The organism is Brevibacterium jeotgali (assembly GCF_900169175.1).
Taxonomy (GTDB): domain Bacteria; phylum Actinomycetota; class Actinomycetes; order Actinomycetales; family Brevibacteriaceae; genus Brevibacterium; species Brevibacterium jeotgali.
This window is the reverse complement of the sequence record NZ_FXZM01000017.1, coordinates 25120-49367: the sequence shown is the minus strand read 5'-3', so window position 1 is coordinate 49367 and position 24248 is coordinate 25120. Positions and strand designations below refer to the sequence as shown.

24 protein-coding genes are annotated in these 24248 nt (G+C 66.1%); 10 read left to right on the top strand and 14 right to left on the bottom strand.

Going from position 1 to position 24248, the window contains the following annotated elements; all coding sequences use genetic code 11:
- Positions 1-360: 360 nt before the first annotated feature.
- The 5 genes from BJEO58_RS13855 to BJEO58_RS13835 all read right to left on the bottom strand — a co-directional run bounded on the left by BJEO58_RS13855 (position 361) and on the right by BJEO58_RS13835 (position 2893).
- Positions 361-1092, bottom strand: coding sequence for a ZIP family metal transporter (locus tag BJEO58_RS13855; RefSeq protein WP_101590052.1), 732 nt, complete (start codon positions 1090-1092; stop codon positions 361-363).
- A gap of 125 nt (positions 1093-1217) precedes the next feature.
- Complete coding sequence (locus BJEO58_RS13850) at positions 1218-1625, bottom strand: ArsR/SmtB family transcription factor (protein ID WP_101590051.1); 408 nt, start codon at positions 1623-1625, stop codon at positions 1218-1220.
- A gap of 154 nt (positions 1626-1779) precedes the next feature.
- Complete coding sequence (locus tag BJEO58_RS13845; RefSeq protein ID WP_101590050.1) at positions 1780-2274, bottom strand: NAD(P)/FAD-dependent oxidoreductase; 495 nt, start codon at positions 2272-2274, stop codon at positions 1780-1782.
- A 32-nt stretch (positions 2275-2306) separates the two neighbouring features.
- Positions 2307-2510 carry an FAD-dependent oxidoreductase gene (locus BJEO58_RS13840; RefSeq protein ID WP_101590049.1) on the bottom strand — a complete coding sequence of 68 codons (204 nt, stop codon included), beginning with the start codon at positions 2508-2510 and terminating at the stop codon, positions 2307-2309.
- Positions 2511-2554: 44 nt separating this feature from the next.
- Positions 2555-2893, bottom strand: coding sequence for an SOS response-associated peptidase family protein (locus BJEO58_RS13835; protein WP_144573823.1), 339 nt, complete (start codon positions 2891-2893; stop codon positions 2555-2557).
- 98 nt (positions 2894-2991) lie between these two features.
- Here BJEO58_RS13835 and BJEO58_RS13830 point away from each other — a divergent pair, with 98 nt between their 5' ends.
- Both BJEO58_RS13830 and BJEO58_RS13825 read left to right on the top strand, forming a co-directional pair.
- Positions 2992-3291, top strand: a complete 300-nt coding sequence (locus BJEO58_RS13830) for a hypothetical protein (protein WP_101590047.1) — start codon at positions 2992-2994, stop codon at positions 3289-3291.
- Positions 3292-3622: 331 nt separating this feature from the next.
- Positions 3623-4483: a C40 family peptidase gene (locus BJEO58_RS13825; RefSeq protein ID WP_101590046.1), complete on the top strand. Its 861-nt coding sequence runs from the start codon at positions 3623-3625 to the stop codon at positions 4481-4483.
- A 365-nt stretch (positions 4484-4848) separates the two neighbouring features.
- Here BJEO58_RS13825 and BJEO58_RS13820 read toward each other — a convergent pair whose 3' ends face one another.
- The 6 genes from BJEO58_RS13820 to BJEO58_RS13795 all read right to left on the bottom strand — a co-directional run bounded on the left by BJEO58_RS13820 (position 4849) and on the right by BJEO58_RS13795 (position 10743).
- Positions 4849-5250 (bottom strand): cytochrome c oxidase subunit 4, encoded by a 402-nt coding sequence (locus BJEO58_RS13820; protein ID WP_101590045.1) that lies wholly within the window; start codon positions 5248-5250, stop codon positions 4849-4851.
- On the bottom strand, positions 5247-6953 hold the full coding sequence (gene ctaD / locus BJEO58_RS13815) for an aa3-type cytochrome oxidase subunit I (protein WP_180951970.1): 1707 nt from the start codon (positions 6951-6953) through the stop codon (positions 5247-5249). The genes BJEO58_RS13820 and ctaD overlap by 4 nt, the downstream gene beginning before the upstream one ends.
- Positions 6953-7846 (bottom strand): aa3-type cytochrome oxidase subunit II, encoded by an 894-nt coding sequence (gene ctaC, locus BJEO58_RS13810; protein ID WP_101590043.1) that lies wholly within the window; start codon positions 7844-7846, stop codon positions 6953-6955. Before ctaC ends, ctaD begins: the two co-directional genes overlap by 1 nt.
- 177 nt (positions 7847-8023) lie before the next feature.
- On the bottom strand, positions 8024-8662 hold the full coding sequence (gene aat / locus BJEO58_RS13805) for a leucyl/phenylalanyl-tRNA--protein transferase (protein WP_308297873.1): 639 nt from the start codon (positions 8660-8662) through the stop codon (positions 8024-8026).
- Positions 8663-8803: 141 nt separating this feature from the next.
- On the bottom strand, positions 8804-9157 hold the full coding sequence (locus BJEO58_RS13800) for a HesB/IscA family protein (protein ID WP_087006461.1): 354 nt from the start codon (positions 9155-9157) through the stop codon (positions 8804-8806).
- Positions 9158-9348: 191 nt separating this feature from the next.
- The gene (locus BJEO58_RS13795) at positions 9349-10743 is read right to left on the bottom strand and encodes a dipeptidase (protein WP_101590042.1); all 1395 of its coding nucleotides are present in this window, start codon (positions 10741-10743) and stop codon (positions 9349-9351) included.
- 20 nt (positions 10744-10763) lie between these two features.
- On the opposite strand from BJEO58_RS13795, the gene BJEO58_RS13790 reads away from it, so the two are divergent.
- Positions 10764-11390: a DUF3043 domain-containing protein gene (locus BJEO58_RS13790; protein WP_101590041.1), complete on the top strand. Its 627-nt coding sequence runs from the start codon at positions 10764-10766 to the stop codon at positions 11388-11390.
- A gap of 72 nt (positions 11391-11462) precedes the next feature.
- Here BJEO58_RS13790 and BJEO58_RS13785 read toward each other — a convergent pair whose 3' ends face one another.
- The gene (locus BJEO58_RS13785; protein ID WP_101590040.1) at positions 11463-12575 is read right to left on the bottom strand and encodes a quinone-dependent dihydroorotate dehydrogenase; all 1113 of its coding nucleotides are present in this window, start codon (positions 12573-12575) and stop codon (positions 11463-11465) included.
- A gap of 90 nt (positions 12576-12665) precedes the next feature.
- Here BJEO58_RS13785 and BJEO58_RS13780 point away from each other — a divergent pair, with 90 nt between their 5' ends.
- The 3 genes from BJEO58_RS13780 to sucB all read left to right on the top strand — a co-directional run bounded on the left by BJEO58_RS13780 (position 12666) and on the right by sucB (position 17592).
- The gene (locus tag BJEO58_RS13780) at positions 12666-14177 is read left to right on the top strand and encodes a leucyl aminopeptidase (protein WP_101590039.1); all 1512 of its coding nucleotides are present in this window, start codon (positions 12666-12668) and stop codon (positions 14175-14177) included.
- 151 nt (positions 14178-14328) lie between these two features.
- On the top strand, positions 14329-15720 hold the full coding sequence (gene lpdA, locus BJEO58_RS13775; RefSeq protein WP_101590038.1) for a dihydrolipoyl dehydrogenase: 1392 nt from the start codon (positions 14329-14331) through the stop codon (positions 15718-15720).
- A gap of 21 nt (positions 15721-15741) precedes the next feature.
- Complete coding sequence (sucB, locus tag BJEO58_RS13770; RefSeq protein ID WP_101590037.1) at positions 15742-17592, top strand: 2-oxoglutarate dehydrogenase, E2 component, dihydrolipoamide succinyltransferase; 1851 nt, start codon at positions 15742-15744, stop codon at positions 17590-17592.
- A gap of 106 nt (positions 17593-17698) precedes the next feature.
- Here the strand turns inward: sucB and BJEO58_RS13765 are convergent, their stop codons facing one another.
- Entirely contained in the window at positions 17699-19162 is a 1464-nt protein-coding gene (locus BJEO58_RS13765) for a hypothetical protein (RefSeq protein ID WP_101590036.1), read from the bottom strand.
- Between the two features lie 178 nt (positions 19163-19340).
- On the opposite strand from BJEO58_RS13765, the gene lipB reads away from it, so the two are divergent.
- The 3 genes from lipB to BJEO58_RS13750 are packed head-to-tail and all read left to right on the top strand — an operon-like array spanning position 19341 to position 21873.
- Positions 19341-19979, top strand: coding sequence for a lipoyl(octanoyl) transferase LipB (gene lipB, locus BJEO58_RS13760; RefSeq protein ID WP_101590035.1), 639 nt, complete (start codon positions 19341-19343; stop codon positions 19977-19979).
- Positions 19980-20039: 60 nt separating this feature from the next.
- The gene (gene lipA / locus BJEO58_RS13755) at positions 20040-21080 is read left to right on the top strand and encodes a lipoyl synthase (RefSeq protein ID WP_101590034.1); all 1041 of its coding nucleotides are present in this window, start codon (positions 20040-20042) and stop codon (positions 21078-21080) included.
- 37 nt (positions 21081-21117) lie between these two features.
- Positions 21118-21873 (top strand): DUF4191 domain-containing protein, encoded by a 756-nt coding sequence (locus tag BJEO58_RS13750; RefSeq protein WP_101590033.1) that lies wholly within the window; start codon positions 21118-21120, stop codon positions 21871-21873.
- Positions 21874-22068: 195 nt separating this feature from the next.
- Here the strand turns inward: BJEO58_RS13750 and BJEO58_RS13745 are convergent, their stop codons facing one another.
- A complete protein-coding gene (locus BJEO58_RS13745) occupies positions 22069-22551 on the bottom strand; it encodes an RDD family protein (RefSeq protein ID WP_101590056.1) in 483 nt (160 codons plus the stop codon).
- Positions 22552-22771: 220 nt separating this feature from the next.
- Between BJEO58_RS13745 and glnA the strand changes: the two genes are divergently transcribed.
- Positions 22772-24196: a type I glutamate--ammonia ligase gene (glnA, locus tag BJEO58_RS13740; protein WP_101590032.1), complete on the top strand. Its 1425-nt coding sequence runs from the start codon at positions 22772-22774 to the stop codon at positions 24194-24196.
- Positions 24197-24248 lie beyond the last annotated feature (52 nt).

The following is a 24248-nucleotide window of genomic DNA, read 5'->3' as shown; positions in this document are numbered from 1 at the left end:
ACTGAACCAGTAGCACGGCAGTCGGTGGGGGCCGGTGGTCCCCACCGACACCACGCCTGGTCCCCGACGGCAATATCGGTGGCCCCGAGAGGCAATATCGAGTGGCCTTCAAACCTTCAAATACTCAGGCAGAGAGCGCGACTCCTTGCTGGCCCTGGCCGAAGACCACGAGCGGTCCCACACCGGCACACTTGCCAGCCGCATGCGTATCAACGTCTACCGCGACCGCCTCATCACGTAAGGCCTCACTGAACCCTCAGGCCGCGGCCATGTCTCCTATGCCATGATGCTCCGGATTTCGTTGAGGCTGAACACCCGGTCAGCCTCAGAAAAATCCGGGACTTGACGCATCAGGGTGTCTCAGCCGAGGTATGCGGAGATGGCGGCGAAGAGAGCGAAGCCCACCGTCAGCACCACTGGGCCCAGCCGGCTGGTAGCGACGTCATGCGCCTCGGTGAGCATTTCCTCGATGACGACGCAGAGCAGGATTCCGCCGGTGAAGGCCAGCACCGACACTGTGACCAGTTCGGGAGCGGCCCGGAGGATGAAGTAGCCAAGCGCTGCTCCCACGAGGACTGGAATCCCGAATGAGGCCGCCAAGAGGATCCGTTTCCCGCGTGGTACGCCGGCTCGGCGCAGTGTCGCGATCGCGGCGAATCCTTCTGGAGCGTCGGCCGGTACCTGGCCAAGAGCCAGCAGCAGGCCAAGTGTTGGGTTGATGATGGTACCGGCGCCGATCATCACCCCATCGCTGAAGAGATCGAGTCCGACTCCTGCGAAGATCGCCCAGGGTCCGGACCCGCTGTCATCGCCGGCGAGGCGACGCCGTACGGAGTCGATCAATCGTTCCAAGCCGATGAAGCCCAATCCGCCGGCAGCCAGCGCCAGGACTGGCACCCAGGCCGGGGTCGCGGTCAGTGCCTCGGGCATAAGCTCGAGCCCGACAACGGCGAGAACGATGCCGGCTGCCAAGTGAAGTGCCAGGCTGAGCGCGCGGTCTGAGACGTTGAGAACTTCGGCCAGTAGCCCACCGGCGAAGTTGCCGGCTGCCGGCAAGGCGGCGAGCAGGAGTACGAGGACGAAACCGTCCATAGTGTGGGGCCTCCGGTAGTGATTCGCGGCGGTCTGCCGCGACAGCGGGTATCGGTGAGCGGTCTGACTGAGTGCCGTCGAGGGTTCGGGCCCGTCATCGCCTCAACAGCTGTCGAGGTGGTGACCTATCGGTCCTTATTCTCGTGATGAGACTGAAACTGCTCGGGTATCGGGCGACTCGCCGTGCCCACGCCGTAGTTTGGACACAACGCCACAGCGTGGCCGGTGGCAGTCAGGAGGTCTTCGGCCGCAGCCAGAAGCATCAGCAGCTGTGGAGTGGTACTCAACGAGAACATCGAGGCGCGGCCCTCCTGCCGGGATTCGACCAGCCCGCAGTCGCGCAAGCAGGACAGGTGAGCACTGACGGTCGATTGGGCCAGCCCCAAGTGGTCGGTCAGGTCCCGCACCCGATGTTCCCCTGCGGCAAGGTGTTGCAGAATCGCCAACCGTCTCGGGTCCGACAATCCATGGAACACGGCGGCCGCGGGCTCCAACTCGTGGGCCGATGCAACTGTCTGAGCACGGTCAATCATGGGGTGGACCTCGTAACGACTCGGTGGCGGATCACAATAACGGCCAAAGTTTTCGACATCATGCGCACCGGAACAACAGGAGATCGCTCAAGGAGTGATCCACCAGGGGCGTAGCTGATTCCGGACGCAGATATGAGATTTCTAAGCAGCGTGTCTATACCTCCTCTGCCGGTGGGGAGGACCGGCCGTGGAAGCCGGGGGCCGGTTTGCTGAGTGAGTGCATGGCTCGGCGGGCGAGGCGGTGAGCGTCGCGCGCGACGAAGCCAAGGAGCGCGGATCCGCGGTCCTGCTGCCAGGAGCGGCCGATCGAGTACAGGCCGGGAACGGGAGTCACTCCGTCGGTGGTGATGAGAGCGCCGGAGCTGTCGAGCGCACCTGGGAGCGTGATCCAGCGGTCGCGGTGCCGGTATCCAGTGGCCCAGATGACCGTATCGAAGTCGAGGGTCGATGAGTCGGCGAAGGTGATGCTGCGACCCTGCGCGTTGACGGCGCGAGGGTGGAAGGTGACGCCTGCGTTGCGTAAGCCGCGTCGGGTGGAGCCGATGACGGGTTCGGCTCCCCGGACCCGGCGCCCGAGTCGTGAGGTGTGCGACGCGTCGAGGACTCCTGTGGTGGTCAGCCACCAAAACAGGTCTCGGCCGGCGATCACTTGAGGAAGCGTGCGGCGGCGTGCTCCCTCAGCTAGATGCACTTGCCGTCCGGCCTTGGCAAGCTCGTGAGCGACCTGAAATCCCAGGAGTCTCCCACCTGTTCACTCTCGTCGACAAGGAGTACGTCGGCTCCAGCTCGCGCCAGGTGATACGCCACCGCCAGCCCCGCCTGACCAGCACCCACCACCACGACGTCCCGGGGTGTCGCTTCAACCACACCTTTCTCTACTTGCATAGCCACACTCTACCTCAAAACATCGTCACATGACAATGCCATCCTCATTCAACGATGCAACCCAGAATGGCCATCAAGGCAGGTATAGCCAGCCTCAGGTTGTGGCGCGCGAGGACAAGACAGGGGTCAGGCGATGGGTGAGAGGAGTGTCGGTCGACGGCGCGAGTGCTGGTGACTCGCGGGAAGATTCTACGGGTCTGGAGCGCCTTCGCCGCTGCCCGCGCGGAGTCAGCCAAGCGTGCCGTCATGTCCTCAGCCGAGTCGAGCGGGCCGGAGTGCAGCCACTCGGCGGCAAGCTCTTCGGAGAGGAAGACCAGCATCCGGTCATGAACCTCACCGCATCCTCGGCGTCGTCGGTGATGATCGTGCAGGACAACTGCCACTGCTCCTCCTCATCCTTGCGTGGCGCGTAGAGCCCCGCCGCGAGCAGGTCGAGACGAGGATCCTCTCGATCCTCCCGGAGCACACGACCGGTCCCTACGTGAACCCGATCCCGGGCTTCGAGGACCTGGGGGCAGGCTCGACCGGCGTGCCGGAGACCATCTCGCTCACGCGTGCGGTGAAGTCCGGTGAGAAGAAGACCCTGGGCGTCGCGTGGCTCACGGAGCCGTTCCAGGTCGACATCGAGCTGCTGGCGCAGATGCAAGAGACCGGGATCGCGCCCGGCACTGTCATGAAGGCGGAGCCGGACGGCGACTACATCAGCAACCGGGCCGACGGGTCGTCGGATGTACCGGATCTCCCATCCGAGACCACGGCATCCGTATTCGTGACACGCTGACATACACCCTCGTTATATCCGTTATGATTCCGTTACTTACCGCTCTGAGCTGCAACGCTGAAAGCTTCTGGCGCGCACGGGATGACCAATCACGATTTCATCCGTGATCCAAACGTGACATGACATTGCCGATCGTTTACATTTGTCGAGGCGCCTTCGAAAGAAGGCCATCCGACCCGGGCTCCGCACGCCGCACCCGCACGATCGGATCGAAGAGACAGCAACAGGACCTGAGCGGCGGCGAGGGGCCGGGCAACCGGCAGCACAGTCCGGAAGGACAGGGCATCTCCAGCTCGACGTGCGACATCTCGTAGGAAATGGAGAGGACATCGTGGCTACGAAGAAGCATGGTCGCCGCGCGGCCGAAACCCGCGTCAAGACCCCGCTCACAGAACTCACCGACGCACTGGGCGCCAACTACGGCGTCGTCGGTCGTCGCGCGGCGGTCGTCGCCGCAGCGGGCGGACTCGTCGTCACCGCCACCCTGCCCGCAATGGGCCAGGGCGAGGATAAGACAGCAGCCGTCACCGCTGAAACAGAGAACACACCCAGCACCGATTTCGTGAACCAGGCGAAGACGGTCATCCCGGAGCAGGGTGAAGACAGCGACGACGCAGACGTCGTCGGTGCTGCATCGGTCTCCAATGTGACCGCGGAGAAGGCTCCCGAGCCGGAACCCGAGCCGGAACCCGAGCCGGAGCCCACTCCCTCCGAGTCCGTCGAGTCGAACTCCGGTTCGTCCGACTCTGACTCCTCCGATTCGGGATCCTCCGACTCCGGTTCGTCGGACTCCGAGTCCTCCGATTCGGACGAGTCCTCCGAGGGCGGCGGCGACGCGGCCCTTCCGGACGAGTCGAAGGCTGAACAGGTCATGTCGATCGCCGAGCAGTACACAGGTGTCCCCTATGTGTACGGTGGCACCACTCCCTCTGGTTGGGACTGCTCGGGCTACATCGCCTTCGTCTACGACAAGGTCGGTGTGGACCTGCCGCGCAACTCCGCCGCCCAGAAGGCCGCCGGCGAAGTCGTCTCCGCCTCCGAGGCGAAGCCGGGCGACCTCGTGTACAAGCCGGGACACATCGGCATCTATGCCGGCGACGGCATGATGTACGACGCCGGATCGCCGGGCTCCGGCACCTCGTACCGCAGCCACTCGTGGATGGGAAGCGTCACCTACATCCGCGTTCTCTGATCGCACTCCTCACGCAGAAGACACCCGCACGCCGTCCCCAGGTCCGGACGGAGTTCGGGTGTCTTCTGCGTGATGGCCTCCTGCATGTGGGCCGTCCCTATTAGCAGTCAACGCGCGTCCTGGACTCCTGGTGGCAACCACCCCCGGGACCATGAGTGGCAGGGCAAGAACGCCATACCGGGGCCAGCAACCAGATTCTCTGATGAGGACCTACCAATAAATGTAACGGGGGGATCGCCAAGCGGAACGGATACGCAGACAACACACAGGGAGGGAGAGCGGGATGGAAGCTTCCTTCCATCCCGCTCTCCCTCCCTGGTCAGAGTGCAGGGCTCACGGCGGGATCGACCCGTCGCGCGCTCCGATCAGTGAGCGAAGTTGCCGCGGTCGTACTCGTAGATCAGCCCGACCATACCGATGACAGCGATGACGCCACCGAACGGGAAGATCCACCAACCCACTGCAACCGAGATGAAGCAGAGTGCCGCGCCCGTAGCCAGGGTGATCGGCCACCAGCTCCACGGAGAATAGAAACCGTACTCGTAGTACTCGTCCTCGATCTCACCATCGACGTCATCCATGGGTAGCTGCGGGTGCTTCTTCTCCCACATCCACAGGTAAACGCCGATCATGAGGGACATACCGCCCACCAGCATGAGACCGGCGAGTCCAACCCACTCCGTGAAGTCGGTCAGGAACCCGTAGAGAATGGCCACGGGAGCGAAGAAGAATATTCCCAGACCGAAGATCCATGCCGATGTCTTCACTTCGCGACCTCCTTGGCCGCAGGCGCACCGTGACCGGCGGCCGCGAGTTCCAGCAGTTCCGGGTGGTTCGCTTCGAACGCAGGGCGCTCGGAGCGGATGCGCGGAAGCGAGGTGAAGTTGTGACGCGGCGGCGGGCAGGATGTCGCCCATTCGAGCGATCCGCCGTAGCCCCACGGGTCGTTGACCGTGACCTTGGGTGCCTTCCGCGCGGTGACCCAGACGTTCCAGAAGAACGGGATCATCGACAGGCCGAGGATCAAGGATCCAACGGTGGAGATCTGGTTCAGGAACGTCCAGCCGTCCTGCGGCAGGTAGTCCGCGTAGCGACGCGGCATGCCGTCTGCGCCCAGCCAGTGCTGCACGAGGAAGGTGGCGTGGAAGCCGATGAACAACGTCCAGAAGTGGATCTTGCCCAGCGTCTCGTCGAGCATCTTGCCCGTCCACTTCGGCCACCAGAAGTAGAAGCCGGCGAACATCGCGAACACCACGGTGCCGAAGACGACGTAGTGGAAGTGAGCGACGACGAAGTATGAGTCGGACACCTGCTGATCCAACGCCGGCGATCCCAGGATGACGCCAGTCAGACCGCCGAACACGAAGGTCACGAGGAAGCCGAGCGACCACAGCATGGGGGTCTCGAATGTCAGCGAGCCCCTCCACATCGTGCCGATCCAGTTGTAGATCTTCACGCCGGTCGGTACGGCGATGAGCATCGTCATGACCGCGAAGAACGGCAGCAGCACGGCGCCGGTCACGTACATGTGGTGTGCCCACACCGTGACGGACAGTGCGGCGATGGCGATCGTCGCGTACACCAGACCGACGTAGCCGAAGATCGGCTTGCGGCTGAAGACCGGGAAGATCTCCGACACGATGCCGAAGAACGGCAGGGCGATGATATAGACCTCCGGGTGTCCGAAGAACCAGAAGAGGTGCTGCCAGAGCAATGGCCCTCCGTTCTCCGGGCTGAAGATGTGTCCACCGAGGATCCGATCGGACGCGAGAGCCAGCAAAGCGGCGGCAAGCGCAGGAAACGCCATCATGACGAGCACAGCCGTGATGAGCGTGTTCCACGTGAAGATCGACATGCGAAACATGGTCATGCCCGGGGCACGCAGGGTGAGGATCGTGGCGATGAAGTTCACCGAGCCGAGGATGGTGCCGAAGCCCTGGAAGGCAAGGCCCATCACCCAGAGGTGACCGCCGATCCCCGGAGTGAACGTGGTGTTCGACAGAGGCGCGTAGGCCGTCCATCCGAATGATGCCGCTCCCTGCGGGGTGAGGAAGCCCGCCAGCGCGATGAGCGAGCCGAAGGAGAAGAGCCAGAACGCGAACGAATTCAGCCGCGGGAAGGCGACGTCGGGCGCACCGATCTGAAGAGGCATCATCACGTTCGCGAAGCCGGAGAACAGCGGCGTCGCGAACATCAGCAGCATCACCGTGCCGTGCATGGTGAACATCTGGTTGTACTGCTCCTTGGTCTCGAGGACCTGCATCCCCGGCTCCCACAGCTCCAGGCGGATGATGAGTGCCATCACGCCGCCCAGGCAGAAGAAGATGAAGGAGGTGATCAGATACATGTATCCGATCGTCTTGTGGTCAGTGGAGGTGATCCAGCTGACGAAGATACGACCCTTGCTGGTCGGTACCGGATCGGCAGACATCCCCGCAGTACCGGCGGGACGCGAGTCAGTCGCAGTCATCAGTTCTCAGCCCCTTCCTGCTCGTACGGGTTGTCGTACCAGTCGTCGCGGTTGTATTCCTCACCCAGAACACCTTCATTGCCCTGTTCGCGCAGGGACTCGATGTAGTCGTCGTACTCGGCCGGCGAGACGACCTTGACGTTGAAGATCATCTCCGAGTGGAACTCGCCGCAGAGTTCTGCGCACTTGCCCATGTAGTCGCCTTCTTTGAGGGCCTGGAGATGGATGCTCGACGAGCGCCCGGGGATCATGTCGCGCTTCTCAAGGAAGGCCGGAATCCAAAAGGAGTGGATCACGTCACGGGATTCGAGTTTGAGCTCGAGGTCCGTGTTCGCGGGAAGGTAGAGCGTGGGCGCCTCGATGCCCGGCTGCTCCGTACCGTCCAGGTTCGCCTGTACTCCGGCGTAGTGGACGTCCTCCGTCACGTAGTTGAAGTCCCAGGCCCACTGCTTGCCGTAGACCTCGATGACCTGTTCGGCTTCGGTGTCGTCGTTGATGGTGTTGTCCATCGTCTTGACTGTCTCGAAGAAGAATACCAAGACCAGAATGATCGGAACGACCGTGTAGAGGATCTCTACCGGCATGTTGTAGCGCATCTGGACGGGCAGACCGCGATCGGACTTCTTGCGGCGATAAGCGACGATGCACCACATCAACAGACCCCAAGTGATGGCGCCCACGATGAGGGCAGCGATCCATCCGCCGTTCCACAGCGCGATGTAGTGATCGGTGTGTGAAGTGGCGCCCTTCGAGTCGGGCGGGAGGAACCCGACCTCCCACCGTTCACTCGAGCATCCGGCGAGCAGTGTCGTTGCCGCCGCTGCGCCGATCACACCGAGCCGCTTGGCCCAGGACGCGCGCGCCCCCGGTGCTGGCTGATTCGGAGAATCCACGTGCAGCCTTTCGAACCTCTGTCGGTGCCCCAGAGTGGCTGACCCCGCCCGTTCCCACCCCGGATGAACCGTGAATGCGGAACGCGGACGAGGGTGTAGATGCCCTGGTCACCGAACTCTGACTTTGTCTCCGACAGCTTACCGCTACACGACGTAGAAATTCACGTTGGCGGGGCTTCAGCTGAAAAAGACCTCAGAAACGGGAGCGCCTTCCGCACGGTGGAGCCGATCGAGGTATTCGAGCCCCGTCAGCTCCGACACGCCCAGGCTCTCGAGGTGCGGTGTCGACCACTGCACGTCGATGACCCAGCGGACCCCGCACCGCTCATCGAGCAGGCCAGAGAGGTGGACGAGCGCCGCCTTCGACGCGTCCGTCTCCGCATGGAACATCGATTCGCCGACAAACACCGCTCCGAAGCTGATGCCGAAGAGCCCGCCGACCAGCCGGCCATCCGCATCGCGCACTTCGACCGAATGTGCCCATCCCGCTGCGTGGAGGTCGTCGTACATCCGGGCGAAGCCCTCAGTGATCCACGAGCCCTCCCGTGAGGTGTCCGCGCACCCTGCGACCACGTCGGCGAACGACTGGTCGACGGTGAAGGTGAAGTCCTGCATCGAGCGGCGCAGGCTCCTGCTCACGCGCAGTCCGCCGGGCAGCAGCACACCGCGGACGGTCGGAGCCCACCACCCCATCGGGGGCCCGCCGTCATCGCCCAGCCCCATCGGGAAGAGGCCCGCCCGGTATGCGGACATGACCAGGTCCACATCGCCGGAAAAGCCGACCGACACTGCTTTGAGATCCTCGTCGTGCATCATCGCTCCTCCGATCGATCACCAGACTGCCGACTCATCACCAGACTGCCAACTCGCCACCAACCGCTCGGTCTCCCGCGCAATGCACAGCGGGAGCGGGCTTCCATGAGAAACCCGATCCCGCTGTCGCTGAGCGCCGGCTGGTCAGTGGAACGAATCACCGCACGCGCATGAACCTGCGGCGTTGGGGTTGTCGATCGTGAAACCCTGCTTCTCAATGGTGTCGGAGAAGTCGATCTTCGATTCGCCCAGGTAGGGAACGCTCATCTTGTCGACGATCACTTCGACGCCGTCGAAGTCTCGCACCGCGTCTCCATCGAGTGTGCGCTCGTCGAAGTACAGCTGGTAGATGAGACCGGAGCAGCCGCCGGGCTGCACTGCGACGCGCAGTCGCAGATCGTCGCGGCCCTCCTGTTCGAGCAGGTTGCGGACCTTGTCGGCGGCTGTGTCTGTCAGTTCGACTCCGTGGGGCACGGTCGTCGTGTCGGTGACGGTCATCGGATCTCCTTCGCACGATTCGGGGAACGTCGCAGATCGCACTGTCGATCGCTGGTCCTCTCAGGCTACACCTCAGAACGCCGCGATGGCCGTCCCTATTCCGATACGTCGGGCCCGGCGCATTCCGGCGCATTCCGGCCGCGCAGCGGACGCGTTCCGGCAGGCACTCCGCCACCGGACTGGACCAGCCCCTACCCCTCACCGCGCCCGAGCGCTTCGAGGAGCAGCGCCTCGGACACGATCGCCGACCGGAAGTCCGGAACATGCAGCGACTCGTTGGCGCTGTGCGCCCGCGCATCAGGGTCCTCCACTCCCGTCACGAGGATCGACGCGGAGGGGAACTCCTCGAGCAGGTCCGCGATGAAGGGGATCGACCCGCCCAGGCCCACCTGCACCGCCTGGGCGCCGAAGCCGTCGGACAGCGCGGCCATCGCGGTATCGACGACTGGGTCCTCCGTATCCGCCTGCCACGGGCTGCCGCCCTCCTCTGCACCGAACTCGACATGCGCGCCGAAGGGAGCATGGGACTGCAGGTGCTCCTTCACCGCTGCCAGTGCGTCGGCGGGGGTCCCACCCGGGGCGACGCGGATGCTCAGCTTCGCGCGCACGGAGTGCTGCAGCGTGTTCGAGGAGACGTCGACGTGCGGCAGGTCCAGGCCGATGACCGTGATCGATGGCTGGGACCACAGCCGAGAGGCGAGTGTTCCCTCACCGATGAGCTGGACACCGTCGAGTACGCCGGAATCCCGGCGGAGGTCCGCCTCGTCGTACTCGACGTCTGCGTGCGACTCGCCGCCGAGGCCGGACACCGCGACCGCGCCGCCCTCTCCGTGGAGCGTGCTCAGCAGCCTCGTCATCGCTAGCGCCGCGTCCGGCACCACTCCTCCGTACATCCCGGAGTGCACCGCGTGGTCCAGAGTCGTCACAGTGAACTCGAGCGACGCCATGCCGCGCAGACTGGTGGTCAGCGCCGGTGTGCCGACCTTCCAATTCCCGGAGTCCGCGACGACGATGACGTCGCCTGCCAGCTTGTCCCGATGCGTGCGGAGGAAGTTCTGGAAGCTCGGGGAGCCGGCCTCCTCCTCGCCTTCCACGAAGAGGACCACGCCGACGCCGAGGTCGTCGCCCAGCAGTCGCAGAGCGGTGAGGTGGACGAGGATGCCGGCCTTGTCGTCGGCCGCGCCGCGTCCGTAGATCCGGTCGCCGATCTCCGTCGCGACGAACGGCGAGGTGTTCCACAGGGCCTCGTCTCCCGTGGGCTGGACATCGTGATGCGCGTAGAGGACCACTGTCGGAGCGCCTGCTGGACCCTCCCGACGCGCCACGACGGCGGGGGCTCCGTCCTCCCCGGATGCGGTGGGCGCCGTGAGGACCTCCACCGACGGGAAGCCGGCCTCCCGGGCCAGGCCGGCGACGGCCTCGGCGGAAGCGGCGACATGGGACTGGTCGAAGGACGGCCAGGCGATCGACGGGAGTGCGACGAGCGACGCGAGAGTCTCCTTCACCTGGTCGAAGACGGTGTCCAGTGCGGCGTGGAGCTCCGCAGCGCGGGCGGACGCGGGACGCGGATGCTGTGAGTCAGTCATGATCCGATACTATTCATTGCGTGTTCGGACGGAAGAGTAAGCCCCAGGAAGCTGACCCGGATCAGCGCGCGTCGTCGAACGACGACACAGGGGTCGGCGCTGACGCCGACCCCGTCGCGCACTCCGCGGAGCAGAAGAAGAATCGCCCCACGCCCAAGCGCAGTGACCAGGAGGCGCTCAACCAGCGACCCCTGGTCGGTGGCAACCGCAAGGCTGCGGACAAGCGGGCACGTGAGGAGATGCGGCGTCGTCGCGACGAATCGCGGATCGGCGTGATGAACGGCGACGAGAAGTTCCTCGGACCCCGTGACGCCGGGCCCCAGCGCCGCTACGTCCGCGACTACGTCGACGCACGATTCTCGATCGGCGAGATGTTCATCCCGATCGCACTCGTCGTGCTGCTCGCCGGCATGTTCGGCGGACAGCAGTGGGCGATGATCGCGAACTTCATCGTCTACGGACTGATCCTCCTCATCGTGCTCGACAGCATCTTGCTCTGCGTCCTGCTGCGCGGCCGCCTCAAGACGAAGTTCGGCGAGGACGCCATCCAGCGCGGCACGAACTTCTACGCGATCATGCGCTCCGTGCAGATCCGTCGCCTCCGCGTGCCCAAGGCCGTCGTGAAGCGCGGCCAGTACCCGTCCTGACCCGGACGGCACAGCGCACATGCTATGAGGAGGGCCCGGGCGATCGCCCGGGCCCTCCTCATATCCACCCGCTCACCGCCGCCGTCCGCCACGACTTCCGCGGACCAGCCGTCCCGGCCACGCCGGTCCGCCGTAGATGAGGCCGGAGTACGCCTGCACCAGGTCCGCACCCGCACCCAGGCGAGCGGTGACATCCCGGGCATCGCCGACTCCGCCGGCAGACACCAGTGCCAGCGCCGATCCCGGGTGCACGCGGTCCAGGTGGGCGCGCACCAGGCGCAGCACCTCCATCGATCGTTCGGCGAGCGGTCGTCCGGAGATCCCGCCGGCCTCGCCCTGGGCGAACGCGCGGTCCTCGCCTGCCAGGACTTCGCGGTCGATCGTCGTGTTCGTGAGCACCAGACCGTCGACGCGCTCCTCGATCGCGAGGTCGACCAGGTCCCGCACGTCGCCGTCCGCCAAATCCGGCGCGAGCTTAACGAGCAGGGGCACGTGGCCGAGCGTCGACCGCGGTGCCTCCACGACCTCGGCGGCGGTGTCGCGCACCGCGGTGATGATGGGGCGCAGCGAGTCCGCCGCCTGCAGGTCTCGGAGACCCGGAGTGTTCGGCGAGGACACGTTGATGACGAGGTAGTCGGCCAGCGGCGCCAGCTCGCGCGTCGACACGGCGTAGTCCGACGCCGCCTCCGTCGCCTCGACGACCTTGGTCTTGCCGATGTTGACCCCGACGATCGGTCGCCGTGATGCGGGCAGCGCTGCGACGAGTTCCCGCTGCTGCGCGACTGCCGCTGCTGCGGCGTGCGATCCGGAGTTGTTGAAGCCCATGCGATTGAGGATCGCGTCGTGCGCGAGCAGGCGGAAGAGCCGTGGACGGTCATTGCCCGGCTGCGCCTGGCCCGTCACGGTCCCGATCTCGATGTGTCCGAACCCCAGCCGCGACAGGGCGCGGACACCGCCGCCCTCCTTGTCGAAGCCGGCCGCCAGCCCCACGCGGTTGCGGAACGGAAGGCCCAGCACCTCGACGGGGTCGTCGGTCCCCGCGCACAGCACTGCGCCGAACGCGGCCCGCAGCCCCGGCACGGAATCGACGGCGCGCAGGGCCGAGAAGCTGAGGTGGTGGGCACGCTCCGCGTCCATCGGCGCGAACACGGCACGGAAGACGAGCGAATACAGGGAATTGTCCACGAGGCGGAGTCTATCCGCCCGGCCCTCACCTGCATCTCCCACCGGACTAGGGTGGGGACGGACACCATCCGACTCACGGAAGGACCCTTGATGGTCACCCCCAGCACTCCCCTCCCGACGCTCACGCGCGCCACCGGCGATCCCGCTGCGCTCACCGTCGATGCACTCGTCGTCGCGTTCCAGCAGGACCAGACGGGAGGCCTCCCCGCAGCTCCGGGCCTGGCGAAGAAGCAGGCGCAGGCGCTCACGGCCGCGGCGGCAGCCGTCGGTCACACGGGGAAGGCCGGCTCGACCGTCCGCATCCCGGCACCCACAGGCTTCAAGGCGACCTCGGTCGTGCTTGCGGGGATCGGCGAAGAGGCCGACTCCGACAGCGCGCACCTCGAGACGCTGCGCCGTGCCGCCGGCACAGCCCTGCGCTCACTGGAGAAGACCGATTCCGTCGGCCTCGCCTTCCCCGTCGCGGACTCGGCATCCGCCGAGGCCGTCGCCACCGGCGCGCTGCTCGGCTCGTACCGCTACACCGCCTACCTGTCTGACGGTGCGGACAAGAAGCCGGTCTCGACCCTCACGATCGTCGCCCCGACGTCCGCGAAGGCCGGACTCGATCGCGCCACGACGATCGCCGCCGCGTCCGCAGGCGCCCGCGACCTCGTGAATCAGCCTCCGCTCGACCTGTTCCCCGAATCCTTCGCGCAGTCCGTCGTCGACCAGGCGGGATCCGGAGACCTCAAGAAGGCCAAGGTCACCGTCGAGGTGCTCGATGAGGACACGCTGCGCACCCGTGGGTTCGGCGGTCTGATCGGCGTGGGCGGCGGTTCGACCCGCGGGCCCCGTCTCGTGAAGATCTCGTACGCCCCCAAGAAGGCGTCGACCCACCTGTCGCTCGTCGGCAAGGGCATCACCTTCGATTCCGGCGGCATCTCGCTCAAGCCGCCGGCGAAGATGGAGGAGATGAAGTCCGACATGGCCGGAGCGGCAGCCGCGGCGCAGTCGATCTTCGCGATCGCGCGCCTGGGCCTGCCCGTCAGGGTCACCGCCTGGCTCGCACTCGCGGAGAACATGCCGTCCGGAACTGCGCAGCGCCCTGCCGACGTCCTGCGCATCTACGGCGGGAAGACCGTCGAGGTGACGAACACGGACGCCGAGGGCCGACTGGTGCTCGCCGACGCCCTGGTCGCCGCACAGGAGGAGTCCCCGGACCTCATCGTCGACATCGCGACGCTCACAGGCGCGCAGGTCGTGGCGCTGGGGCTGCGCACCACGGGAGTCATGGGCACGGACGATGCCCGCAACAAGCTGGTCCTCGCGGCAGAGGCATCCGGCGAGCCGATGTGGCCGATGCCCATCCCGGAGGAGATGATCCGGTCGTTCGACTCGGACACGGCGGACCTCACGAACGCGGGCGGCCGCGCAGGAGGGATGCTCGCCGCCGCGGCCTTCCTCCAGGAGTTCGTGGAGGACGGCGTCGAGTGGGCGCACCTCGACATCGCCGGACCGTCGTTCAACGGCGAGGGACCCCACGGCTACACGGGCAAGGGAGGCACCGGAGTGCCGGTGCGCACCCTCGTCGAGCTCGCAGGCCGCCTGGCACGAGCATGAACCGCGGAAAGGCTCACGGGGAGGGGCACCGCGTGATTGCCCTCACCGTGAATCGAGCGGGAATAGGGGTCCCAACCCCCTCGTTTAGTGGAATGATTGAGCTCGACGCCCATGTGTGGAGAAGAGTCCGCCGGATATTGAGGAGTGTTCCGTGACCGAATCGTCAGAGAACTATGATCTTGTGATCCTGGGAGGCGGTACGGCCGGATACGCCGCAGCCTTCCGCGGTGCGACGCTCGGGCTGAGCGTCGCCCTCATCGAGCGCGACAAGGTGGGCGGGACCTGTCTCCACCGCGGATGCGTTCCGACCAAAGCGCTGCTCCACGCCGCAGAAGTCGCGGAGACGGCGAAGGCCGCTGACCAGTTCGGCGTCAAGGCCGAGTTCCAGGGCATCGACATCGAGGGCGTGCTCGCCTACAAGGATGATGTCGTCTCGAAGAACTACAAGGGTCTTCAGGGACTCATCAAGGTTCGCGGCATCGACTACATCACCGGCGAGGGCACGCTCACCGCGAAGGACACGATCCAGGTGTCCAACGACGAGGGCGGAGTGACCGTCACGGGGAAGAACATCATCCTCGCGACCGGATCGGAGCCCAAGACGATCGGCATCGACATCACCGGTCGCGTCCTCACCTCCACCGAGGCCCTCCACCTCAAGGACGTCCCAGAGACGGCCATCGTCCTGGGCGGCGGCGTGATCGGCGTCGAGTTCGCCAGCGTGTGGGCGTCGTTCGGCACGAAGGTCACCATCGTCGAGGGCCTCCCCCGCCTGGTGGCGAACGAGGACGAGGCGATCTCGAAGAACCTCGAACGGGCCTTCAAGAAGCGCAAGATCGGCGTGCAGACCGGCAAGATGTTCAAGGGCGTCACGCAGGACGACGACCAGGTGCATGTGGAGCTCGAGGACGGCACCGTCCTCGACGCGGACTACCTGCTCGTGGCCGTGGGCCGCGGCCCCGTCACCCAGGGCTTCGGCTATGAGGATCAGGGCATCACGACGGACCGTGGATTCGTCATCGTGGATGAGCGTCAGCACACGGGTGTGGGAAGCATCTATGCGATCGGCGACATCACGCCGGGCCTGCAGCTCGCTCACCGCTCGTTCGCACACGGCATCTTCGTGGCGGAGGAGATCGCAGGGCTGAACCCCGCGCCGCTCGTCGAATCCGGCGTCCCCCGCGTCACGTACTCCGAACCGGAGATCTTCTCCGTGGGCATCACGGAGAAGCAGGCCGCTGAGCAGTACGGCGAGGACAGCATCGAGACCCTCGACTACAACCTCGCGGGCAACGGCAAGACCGTCATCCTCAGATCGGCGGGTGCGATCAAGGTCGTCCGTGAGAAGGACGGGCCGGTGCTCGGCATCCACGGGATCGGCGCCCGGTTGAGCGAGCAGGCCGGCGAGGCGCAGCTCATCATCAACTGGGAGGCGTTCCCGGAGGAGGTCGCGCAGCTCATCCACGCGCACCCCACCCAGAACGAGGCCATCGGAGAGGCGTTCCTCGCACTCACCGGCAAGCCGCTCCACGCGCACAACTGAGTCCCGAAGGAGTCGAACACGATGTCCAACACAGTGAACATGCCCGCTCTGGGCGAATCGGTCACCGAGGGCACTGTCACCCGGTGGCTCAAGGAGGTCGGCGAGTCGATCGAGGTCGACGAGCCGCTGCTCGAGGTCTCCACCGACAAGGTCGACACTGAGATCCCCTCCCCGTACGCCGGGGTCGTCGAAGAGATCCTCGCGGAAGAGGACGACGACGTCGAGGTCGGCGGAGCACTCGCCGTGATCGGCGACGGCTCCGGCGGTGGCTCCGATGAGTCCGCAGCGCAGGAGGACGCGCCTGCCGAGGACCAGTCGGACGAACAGGACGAGGCGCCTGCTGCCGAGGAGCCCGCCGATGAACCCGCTGAGGAGGAGACGGAGGAGCCCGCTGAGGAGCAGCAGTCCGCCCCCACCTCCACGTCGTCGGGAACCGGTGACGCGACCGAGGTGACGATGCCCGCTCTGGGCGAATCGGTCACCGAGGGCACCGTCACCCGGTGGCTCAAGGAGGTCGGCGAATCGATCGAGGTCGACGAGCCGCTGCTCGAGGTCTCCACCGACAAGGTCGACACCGAAGTGCCGTCCCCCGTCGCAGGCACCGTCCTCGAACTCTTCGCAGAAGAGGACGAGGAGGTCGAGGTCGGCGCGAAGCTCGCGCTGGTCGGGTCCAAGGATTCCGCTGGCGGTTCAGACGACTCCGGTGCGGATGACTCCGGTGCGGACGAGGAACCTGCCGCCGAGGCCGACGAGGCACCCGCAGAGGAGGCGCCGGCGGAGGACCTGCCGGTCGCTGACGAGGCACAGGACGAGGCACCGGCGGCCGCGGATTCCGAGCCGGAACCCTCCTCCGCTCCTGCGGAGGAGGCTCCCCAGGTCGTGAGCGGTGGAGACACCCCCGCATCGGGCGAGGACATCGCGCGCAGCGTATCGGGCGACAATGCCGCGTATGTGACACCGCTGGTCCGCAAGCTCGCCAAGAGCAAGGGCGTCGATCTCAGGACGCTCAAGGGAACCGGTGTCGGCGGGCGCATCCGCAAGCAGGATGTCCTCAACGCAGCGGCCACTCCCGCACCGGTCAGCGGATCCGACGGTACGACCAGCGGGTCCGGACCGCGCGTCGTGGAACTGTCGGAAGAGGCGAAGAAGCTGCGCGGCACGACGCAGAAGTCTTCGCGGATCCGCCAGACGATCGCGAAGCGCATGCGCGAGTCGCTGCAGAACACCTCGCAGCTCACGCAGGTGTCCGAGGTCGATGTCACCGGCATCGCGAATCTGCGGAAGGCGACCAAGGACGCCTTCCAGGAGAAGCACGGCGTCAAGCTCACGTACCTGCCGTTCTTCATCAAGGCAGTCGTCGAGGCCCTGCAGATCCATCCGGAGATGAACTCGCAGCTGGGAGCTGACGGCAAGGAGATCGAGTACTTCGATCACGAGCACGTCGGCATCGCAGTCGACACTCCGCGCGGTCTGCTCGTCCCGGTCATCAAGAATGCGGGCGATCTGTCGATCGCCGGAATCTCGAAGGCCATCGACGACGTGGCTGATCGGACGCGCAACAACAAGATCAAGCCCGACGAGCTGTCCGGCGGCACGTTCTCCGTGACGAACATCGGCAGCTTCGGCGCGATCATGGACACACCGATCATCAACTACCCGCAGTCCGGCATCCTGGGAGTCGGGACGATCGTCCGTCGTCCCATGATCGTCCAGACCGCCGACGGCGCGGAGTCGATCGCGATCCGCGACATGGTGTACCTGCCGCTCACCTACAACCATGAACTGGTTGACGGTGCCGACGCAGGGCGCTTCCTCAAGACGATCCGTGAGCGTCTGCAGGAAGCCGACTTCGAGGGCGACCTCGAGCTCTGATGACCCGGCGCCCGCGGCGCTGACGCTCTGACGGGGACATGTCGACGTGAGGGGCAGGAGACCGATGGTCTCCCGCCCCTCACGCATTCATCGCCGGGTGAGGGGTTCACGACGGATGCACATCGTGAACCCGCCATCGACCCTCGTACCACTCGAGGACGAAGACCACCGGGACCGGCGCTGCACCCGCAGAGCGCATCATCGCGCTCACGTGCGCCCGCTTCCCCTCCGCTGGCGTACGCCCCTCCTCGTCGTGCTGCTCCCCGCGCACTGCCGGAACCTCGTGCTCGTCGGCGAATCCGACGTCGGAGAGCGACAGCGCATCAGCACACTCCGCGCACTCTCCCAGCGTTCGCTGCGCGTCCGCCTCAGCCGCAGGCGAACCAGGCACCGTGACCGCAGCCAGAGCGTCTGCGTCGCCCACCGCGAACGCCTCCGCACGTGCACGGGTGAGCTCGACCGCAGCATCGCGCGGCTCGGATGCGTGGGGCTCGGATGTCGCCGGCATCCGGGTGGGGCCCTGTGAGCTCTGGGCGACTGTGCTGGGAGACAGGGATCGCGGTGACATCGGAGCGGGCGTGGGATCGGGCGGCGCGGCCGGGGCCCGCCGCGACGCCTCATGTCTCACATCCGCATCGCCGGTGCCCGCACCACTGCCCATGAGCACCGCACCGGCAGCGACAGCGGCCGCGCATCCGGCAAGGATGCCGATCGACAGGCGACCATGCCGCCCACCGCGCTCCACCCGCCGACGATCACGTCGTGTCGTCGCGATTCCACGATTCTCCGCAGGCACTCGCGACGGCCCGGACGGCTGTCGACCGTCGAGCGGCGCGCCTCGCAGTGCCACGACGACCTCCGGGCTGAGAGTCCCCGTCGGCACGTCCTCCTCGAGCACCCCCGGTTCTGCCGGGAGGAAGCCGCGGGCGCGCGACGGACCCAACCGCGCGATGCGGGCACGCAGGTCCACGAAGTCCACACGCTCTCCCGACCGCGTGAGAATCTCTCCTTCGAGCAGATCGGAGACGAGAGCGGAGACGGCCGTCGGCACGTCGGGTGCGGTCTCCGCCAGGGGCAGCGCCGTCTCCTCCCACGTCGATCCCGTGAGTGAGAGATGCAGCAGTTCGCCGAGCTCTGCCGCGTCAGACCGCTTCGCCCCCTCCCGGAAGCGGCCGGGGATCAGAGCCACGCCTCCGCCCCGTTCCACCGCGAAGCTGCGGATCGCTGCCCGGGACACACCGCGGGGCGCGACTGGTGCAGTCTCGAGGAGCTCGAGGACCTCGTCGAGCACGCCGAGCGCCAGCGCAGCCGACATTCCCCCGCGCCGTCGTAGGGCACCCTCCAGCAGCCCGCCCTCGCAGCGCGCGACGAGGAGGCCCCCGCGACCCTCCACACATGCTCCGCGAACGTGCGTCCACACCCGGGATTCGCTCTCCCCGACCGCATCGGACTCCACCACGGCGAACCAGCGCGTCTGCCCATTCCTGCGCACGCGGAAGAGGGTCGGGTCGATCTGCTCTTCGACGGTCCATCCCCCGCTCCTGGACTCACCCGCTGCACCCGCATCCATGCTGACTCCTCCCTCCACGCGCCTCGCTGCGCACTCCTGCGGACTCGATCACAGTCAGTTTAAACGCCTTTAATGCTGTTTGACTACGTTTGATGCCTTCCAGTGCGTCACGCAGCAGGTGACGCGAATAACACCGAAGGGATCCGCAGCGTCACCCCGGCGGGATATCCTGAGCCGCATGGCATTCACCGTGGAGCGCCTCGGCTATCAACCGCACCTCGTCGACTACCGCGACGCATGGGCACTGCAGTCCCGCTATCACGACGACGTGGTGCGCGGGGACCGCCCTTCCACCCTCCTGCTCCTCGAGCACGCTGCCGTCTACACGGCGGGGAGGAGGACCGAGGATCATGAACGGCCGACCGACGGCACAGCCGTCATCGACGTCGATCGCGGGGGCAAGATCACCTGGCACGGACCGGGACAGCTCGTCGCCTACACGATCTATCGTCTGGAAGACCCGAAGGACGTCCGCCTCTTCGTGGAGCAGCTCGAACAGGCGATCATCGCACTCATGACGGAGCACGGAATCGCCGCTCGCACCGTCGACGGCCGGGCAGGAGTGTGGCTCCCAGCCGACGATCGCGGCCCGGTGCGCAAGATCGCCGCGATCGGCATCCGCATCCACGACGGCGTGACCATGCACGGTCTCGCAGTGAACTGCTCGAACGAGTCGACGGGATTCGACTCGATCATCCCGTGCGGCATCGTCGACGCAGGCGTCACCACGATGTCCCAGGAGCTCGGGCGCATCATCACTCCTGCACAGGTCGCCGATCGCTTGGCAGAGCTCCTCGACACACGCATCAGCGCCTGAACCACACCCACGACCACGGCCGCACCGATGACACCACCCGTTCAGTGAAGGGACTCCCCCGTGACACTCGCACCCGAGGGCCGCAGACTGCTGCGCATCGAAGCGCGCAATGCGCAGACCCCCATCGAGCAGAAGCCGGCCTGGATCAAGGCGAAGGCCACGATCGGCCCGGAATTCACACAGCTCAAGTCACTCGTCCGCGGAGCCGGGCTGAACACCGTCTGTGAGGAGGCGGGATGCCCCAACATCTTCGAATGCTGGGAGGACCGCGAGGCCACGTTCCTCATCGGCGGTGAGCAGTGCACCCGGCGCTGCGACTTCTGCCAGATCGACACCGGCAAACCGGCCGACTTCGACGCAGAGGAACCTCGCCGCGTCGCAGACTCCGTCCGCCAGATGGGCCTGCGATACTCCACGATCACGGGCGTCGCCCGCGACGACCTCGCTGATGGCGGCGCGTGGCTGTACGCCGAGACCGTCCGCCAGATCCACGCGCTCGAATACGAGGACGGGGCGGGAACCGGCGTCGAACTGCTCATCCCCGATTTCGATTCCAAGGACGATCAGCTCGCAGAGGTCTTCTCCAGCCGCCCTGAGGTCCTCGCCCACAACGTCGAGACAGTTCCCCGCATCTTCAGGCGCATCCGCCCCGGATTCCGGTACGAGCGCTCCTTGTCGGTGCTCACCAAGGCGCGGGACGCAGGCCTGGTGACGAAGTCGAACCTCATCCTGGGGATGGGAGAGTCTGATGAGGAGATCGTCGAGGCCATGCGCGACCTCAAGGAGGCCGGCACCGACCTCCTCACGATCACGCAGTACATGCGACCATCCGAACGGCACCACCCCATCACCCGCTGGGTCCGCCCGCAGACATTCGTGGACCTGCGCGATGAGGGTGAGCGCATGGGATTCCTGGGCGTGATGTCCGGTCCGCTCGTGCGCTCGTCCTACCGCGCGGGCAAGCTGTGGGCGCAGGCCAGGCGTGAACGCGGCGAGGAGATCCCCGCTCACCTCGCCCATCTCGACCGCGACGTGGCTGCGCGCCAGGAGGCGCAGGCGGTCGTCGACTCCTTCGGTGAGGGCGAAGAGGTACACTACTGAGTCGTCCCCTCACACCCGTCCGCATCGAAGCGAGAGCATGTCAACGAACAGCGAATCCCCCCGCAAGGGCCTCTTCGGCCGCAAGAAGGACCGGGCCCCCAAGAAGAACGGCCGGATCCAGCAGATGCGTCAGGTCTTCGACCTGGCCCGGAAGCACAACCCCGCTTCCGCCTGGCTCATGGCAGCCGCGCTCGTGGGACTCACGCTGGTCGGCGTCCTCGTCGGCCTGCTCGTCAGCGGCGGTGTCTTCGGCACGATCCTCTGGGGGATCTCCGGTCTTCTCGCGGGCGCCGTGCTTGCGATGTTCATGCTCGGCCGCTACGCGGAGACCGCGGCATTCGACCAGATGCGCGGCCAGCCCGGCGCGATCGGAGCCGTCCTCAACACTGCCCGACGCGGCTGGCTGATGGAAGAGCAGCCCATCGCCGTCGACCCTCGCACGCAGGAGATGGTGTTCCGCACGACCGGGAGGGCCGGTGTCGTGCTCGTGGGCGAAGGACGCAGCAGGCACAAGGTGACGAAGCTGCTCGACAAGGAGAAGCGCCGCCACGAGAAGGTGGTGCGCGGCGTCCCGGTCCACACGTTCCAGGGCGGTGAGAACGACGGCCAGATCCCCATGCAGAACCTCACGAAGACGCTCTACAAGCTACCGAAGCGCCTCAACAAGGCAGAGATCCTTGCAGTCCGCAACCGCCTGACGGGTATCGGCTCGCTGGCGACTCGCCCGCCGATCCCCAAGGGCGTCGATCCGAACAACATCCGTCCGGACCGTCGCTCTCTGCGCGGTCGCTGACCCGCACACGATGTTCCCGCACACGAACGTCCCGCACACGAACGTCCCGCGCAGGCTCGTCACCGCGCCTGCGAGAACCGCTGAGGGCCGCACCGATCTGTTCGGTACGGCCCTCAGCGGTTCTGCTGTGTCAGCGGTTCTGCTGTCCGTCGGAACGGAGCGACCACGACGAGGCGCACAGCCCCGACGAGTCGATCATCGCGTGCGCACGACGACGGTGCGCGTCGCCTGATCATGCAGTCCGCGGCCGTCGGGATCTGTGATGACGACGGGGAGGACGATGCAGACGAGCAGAGTGCGGAGGAGGCCTCGAAGCAGACCGATCGGCCCGGTCGAGGCCAGTGTCCCCCGCGTCTCGATGTCCACCACTCCGATCCCCACCGCGAGGTGGCCGGGTGTGCGTCCCATGAGCCACACGCTCAGGAGGTACAGCACCGCGAAGATGGAGTGGATCGCGATGTTCATCACGAGGAGGTCGACGTCGAAGATGAGGTTCGCGATGATGATGGCGAGGACCCAGTCGATCACGATGCCGCCGACTCTTCGCAGCATCGAGGCGACCGCGCCCGGGCCTTCGGGCGGAAGACCCAGCCGCGCGCCCGGCCACGACCCCTCCGGCAGTGTCGGACCCGTCAGCCAATCGGACCTGCGCGATCCGTCTTCACCCTCTGCGACCATGCCCACCAGGCTAGTCGATGCGCCTGTCCCCCTGCGCCGGGCTCGGACGCCCTCCGTGCGGGTCACGATGGTCCTCGTGAACACGCGCGGAACAATCGGGTGGCGAGGGAGGCACCCCAGGTCGATAGAATAAGTGCGGATCGGACGTCCGGACCCTGTGGCGACATGGTGGTGCGGCGCCCGGACTCACCGACACACAATCGAAAGCAGGAGAGTGCGCGTGTTCACGACAGCACAGGAGCTCATCGAATTCGTCCAGAAGGAGGAGGTCCAGTTCGTCGACATCCGCTTCTGCGACCTGCCGGGCGTCGTCCAGCACTTCAACCTTCCAGCGGAGGCGTACGGCGAAGACGAGATCACCGAGGGCCTGCTGTTCGACGGCTCGTCGATCCGCGGCTTCCGCGGGATCCACGAGTCGGACATGAAACTGCTCGCGGACGTGAGCTCGGCCTACGTCGATCCGTTCCGGGCAGCGAAGACACTGGTCATCACCCACTCGATCGTCGACCCCTTCACGGACGAACCGTACTCGCGGGACCCCCGCCAGGTCGCGGAGAAGGCAGAGGCCTACCTCAAGAGCACCGGCATCGCGGACACCGTGTTCTTCGGAGCGGAGGCGGAGTTCTACCTCTTCGACGACATCCGCTACCAGACGACTCCGGGCCACAGCTTCTACCAGATCGATTCGGTCGAGGCTGCGTGGAACACGGGCGCGGACGAGCCCGGCGGCAACCTCGGCTACAAGACGCCCATGAAGGGCGGCTACTTCCCGGTGTCGCCGCAGGACCACTTCGCAGACATCCGCGATGAGATCTCGCTGACCCTCGCGAAGATCGGCTTCAGCGTCGAACGTGCGCACCACGAGGTCGGCACCGCCGGCCAGCAGGAGATCAACTACAAGTTCGACTCGCTCAAGCACGCGGCGGACCAGCTCCTGGACTTCAAGTACATCGTGAAGAACGTCGCAACGGAGAACGGCAAGTCCGCGACGTTCATGCCCAAGCCGATGTTCGACGACAACGGCTCCGGCATGCACTGCCACCAGTCCCTCTGGAAGGACGGCAAGCCGCTGTTCTACGACGAGAACGGCTACGCGGGCCTGTCCGACCTGGCACGCTGGTACGTCGGCGGCCTCATCGAGCATGCCGGTGCCGTCCTCGCCTTCACGAACCCGACGATCAACTCCTACCGCCGGCTCGTCCCGGGATACGAGGCACCGGTGAACCTGGTGTATTCGTCCGGCAACCGCTCGGCTGCGATCCGCATCCCGGTCACAGGCTCCTCGCCCAAGGCCAAGCGCCTCGAGTTCCGCGTGCCTGACCCGTCGTCGAACCCGTACCTCGCGTTCGCCGCGCAGCTCATGGCCGGCCTGGACGGGATCAAGAACCGCATCGAGCCGCCGGACCCCATCGACAAGGACCTCTACGAGCTCCCGCCGGAGGAGCTGGAGGGTATCGAGACCATCCCCGGATCGCTCGACGAATCACTCCTCGCACTCGAGCAGGACACCGACTTCCTCACGGCAGGCGACGTCTTCACCGAGGACCTCATCGAGACCTGGATCCGCTACAAGCGAGAAGAGGAGATCGAGGTGGCTCGCCTCCGTCCGACGCCGACGGAGTTCGAGCTCTACTACTCGCTCTGATGCTGTGGGCGGCGTCTGTCCGCAGACCCCGCCCCACGGGACCCGGCCGACG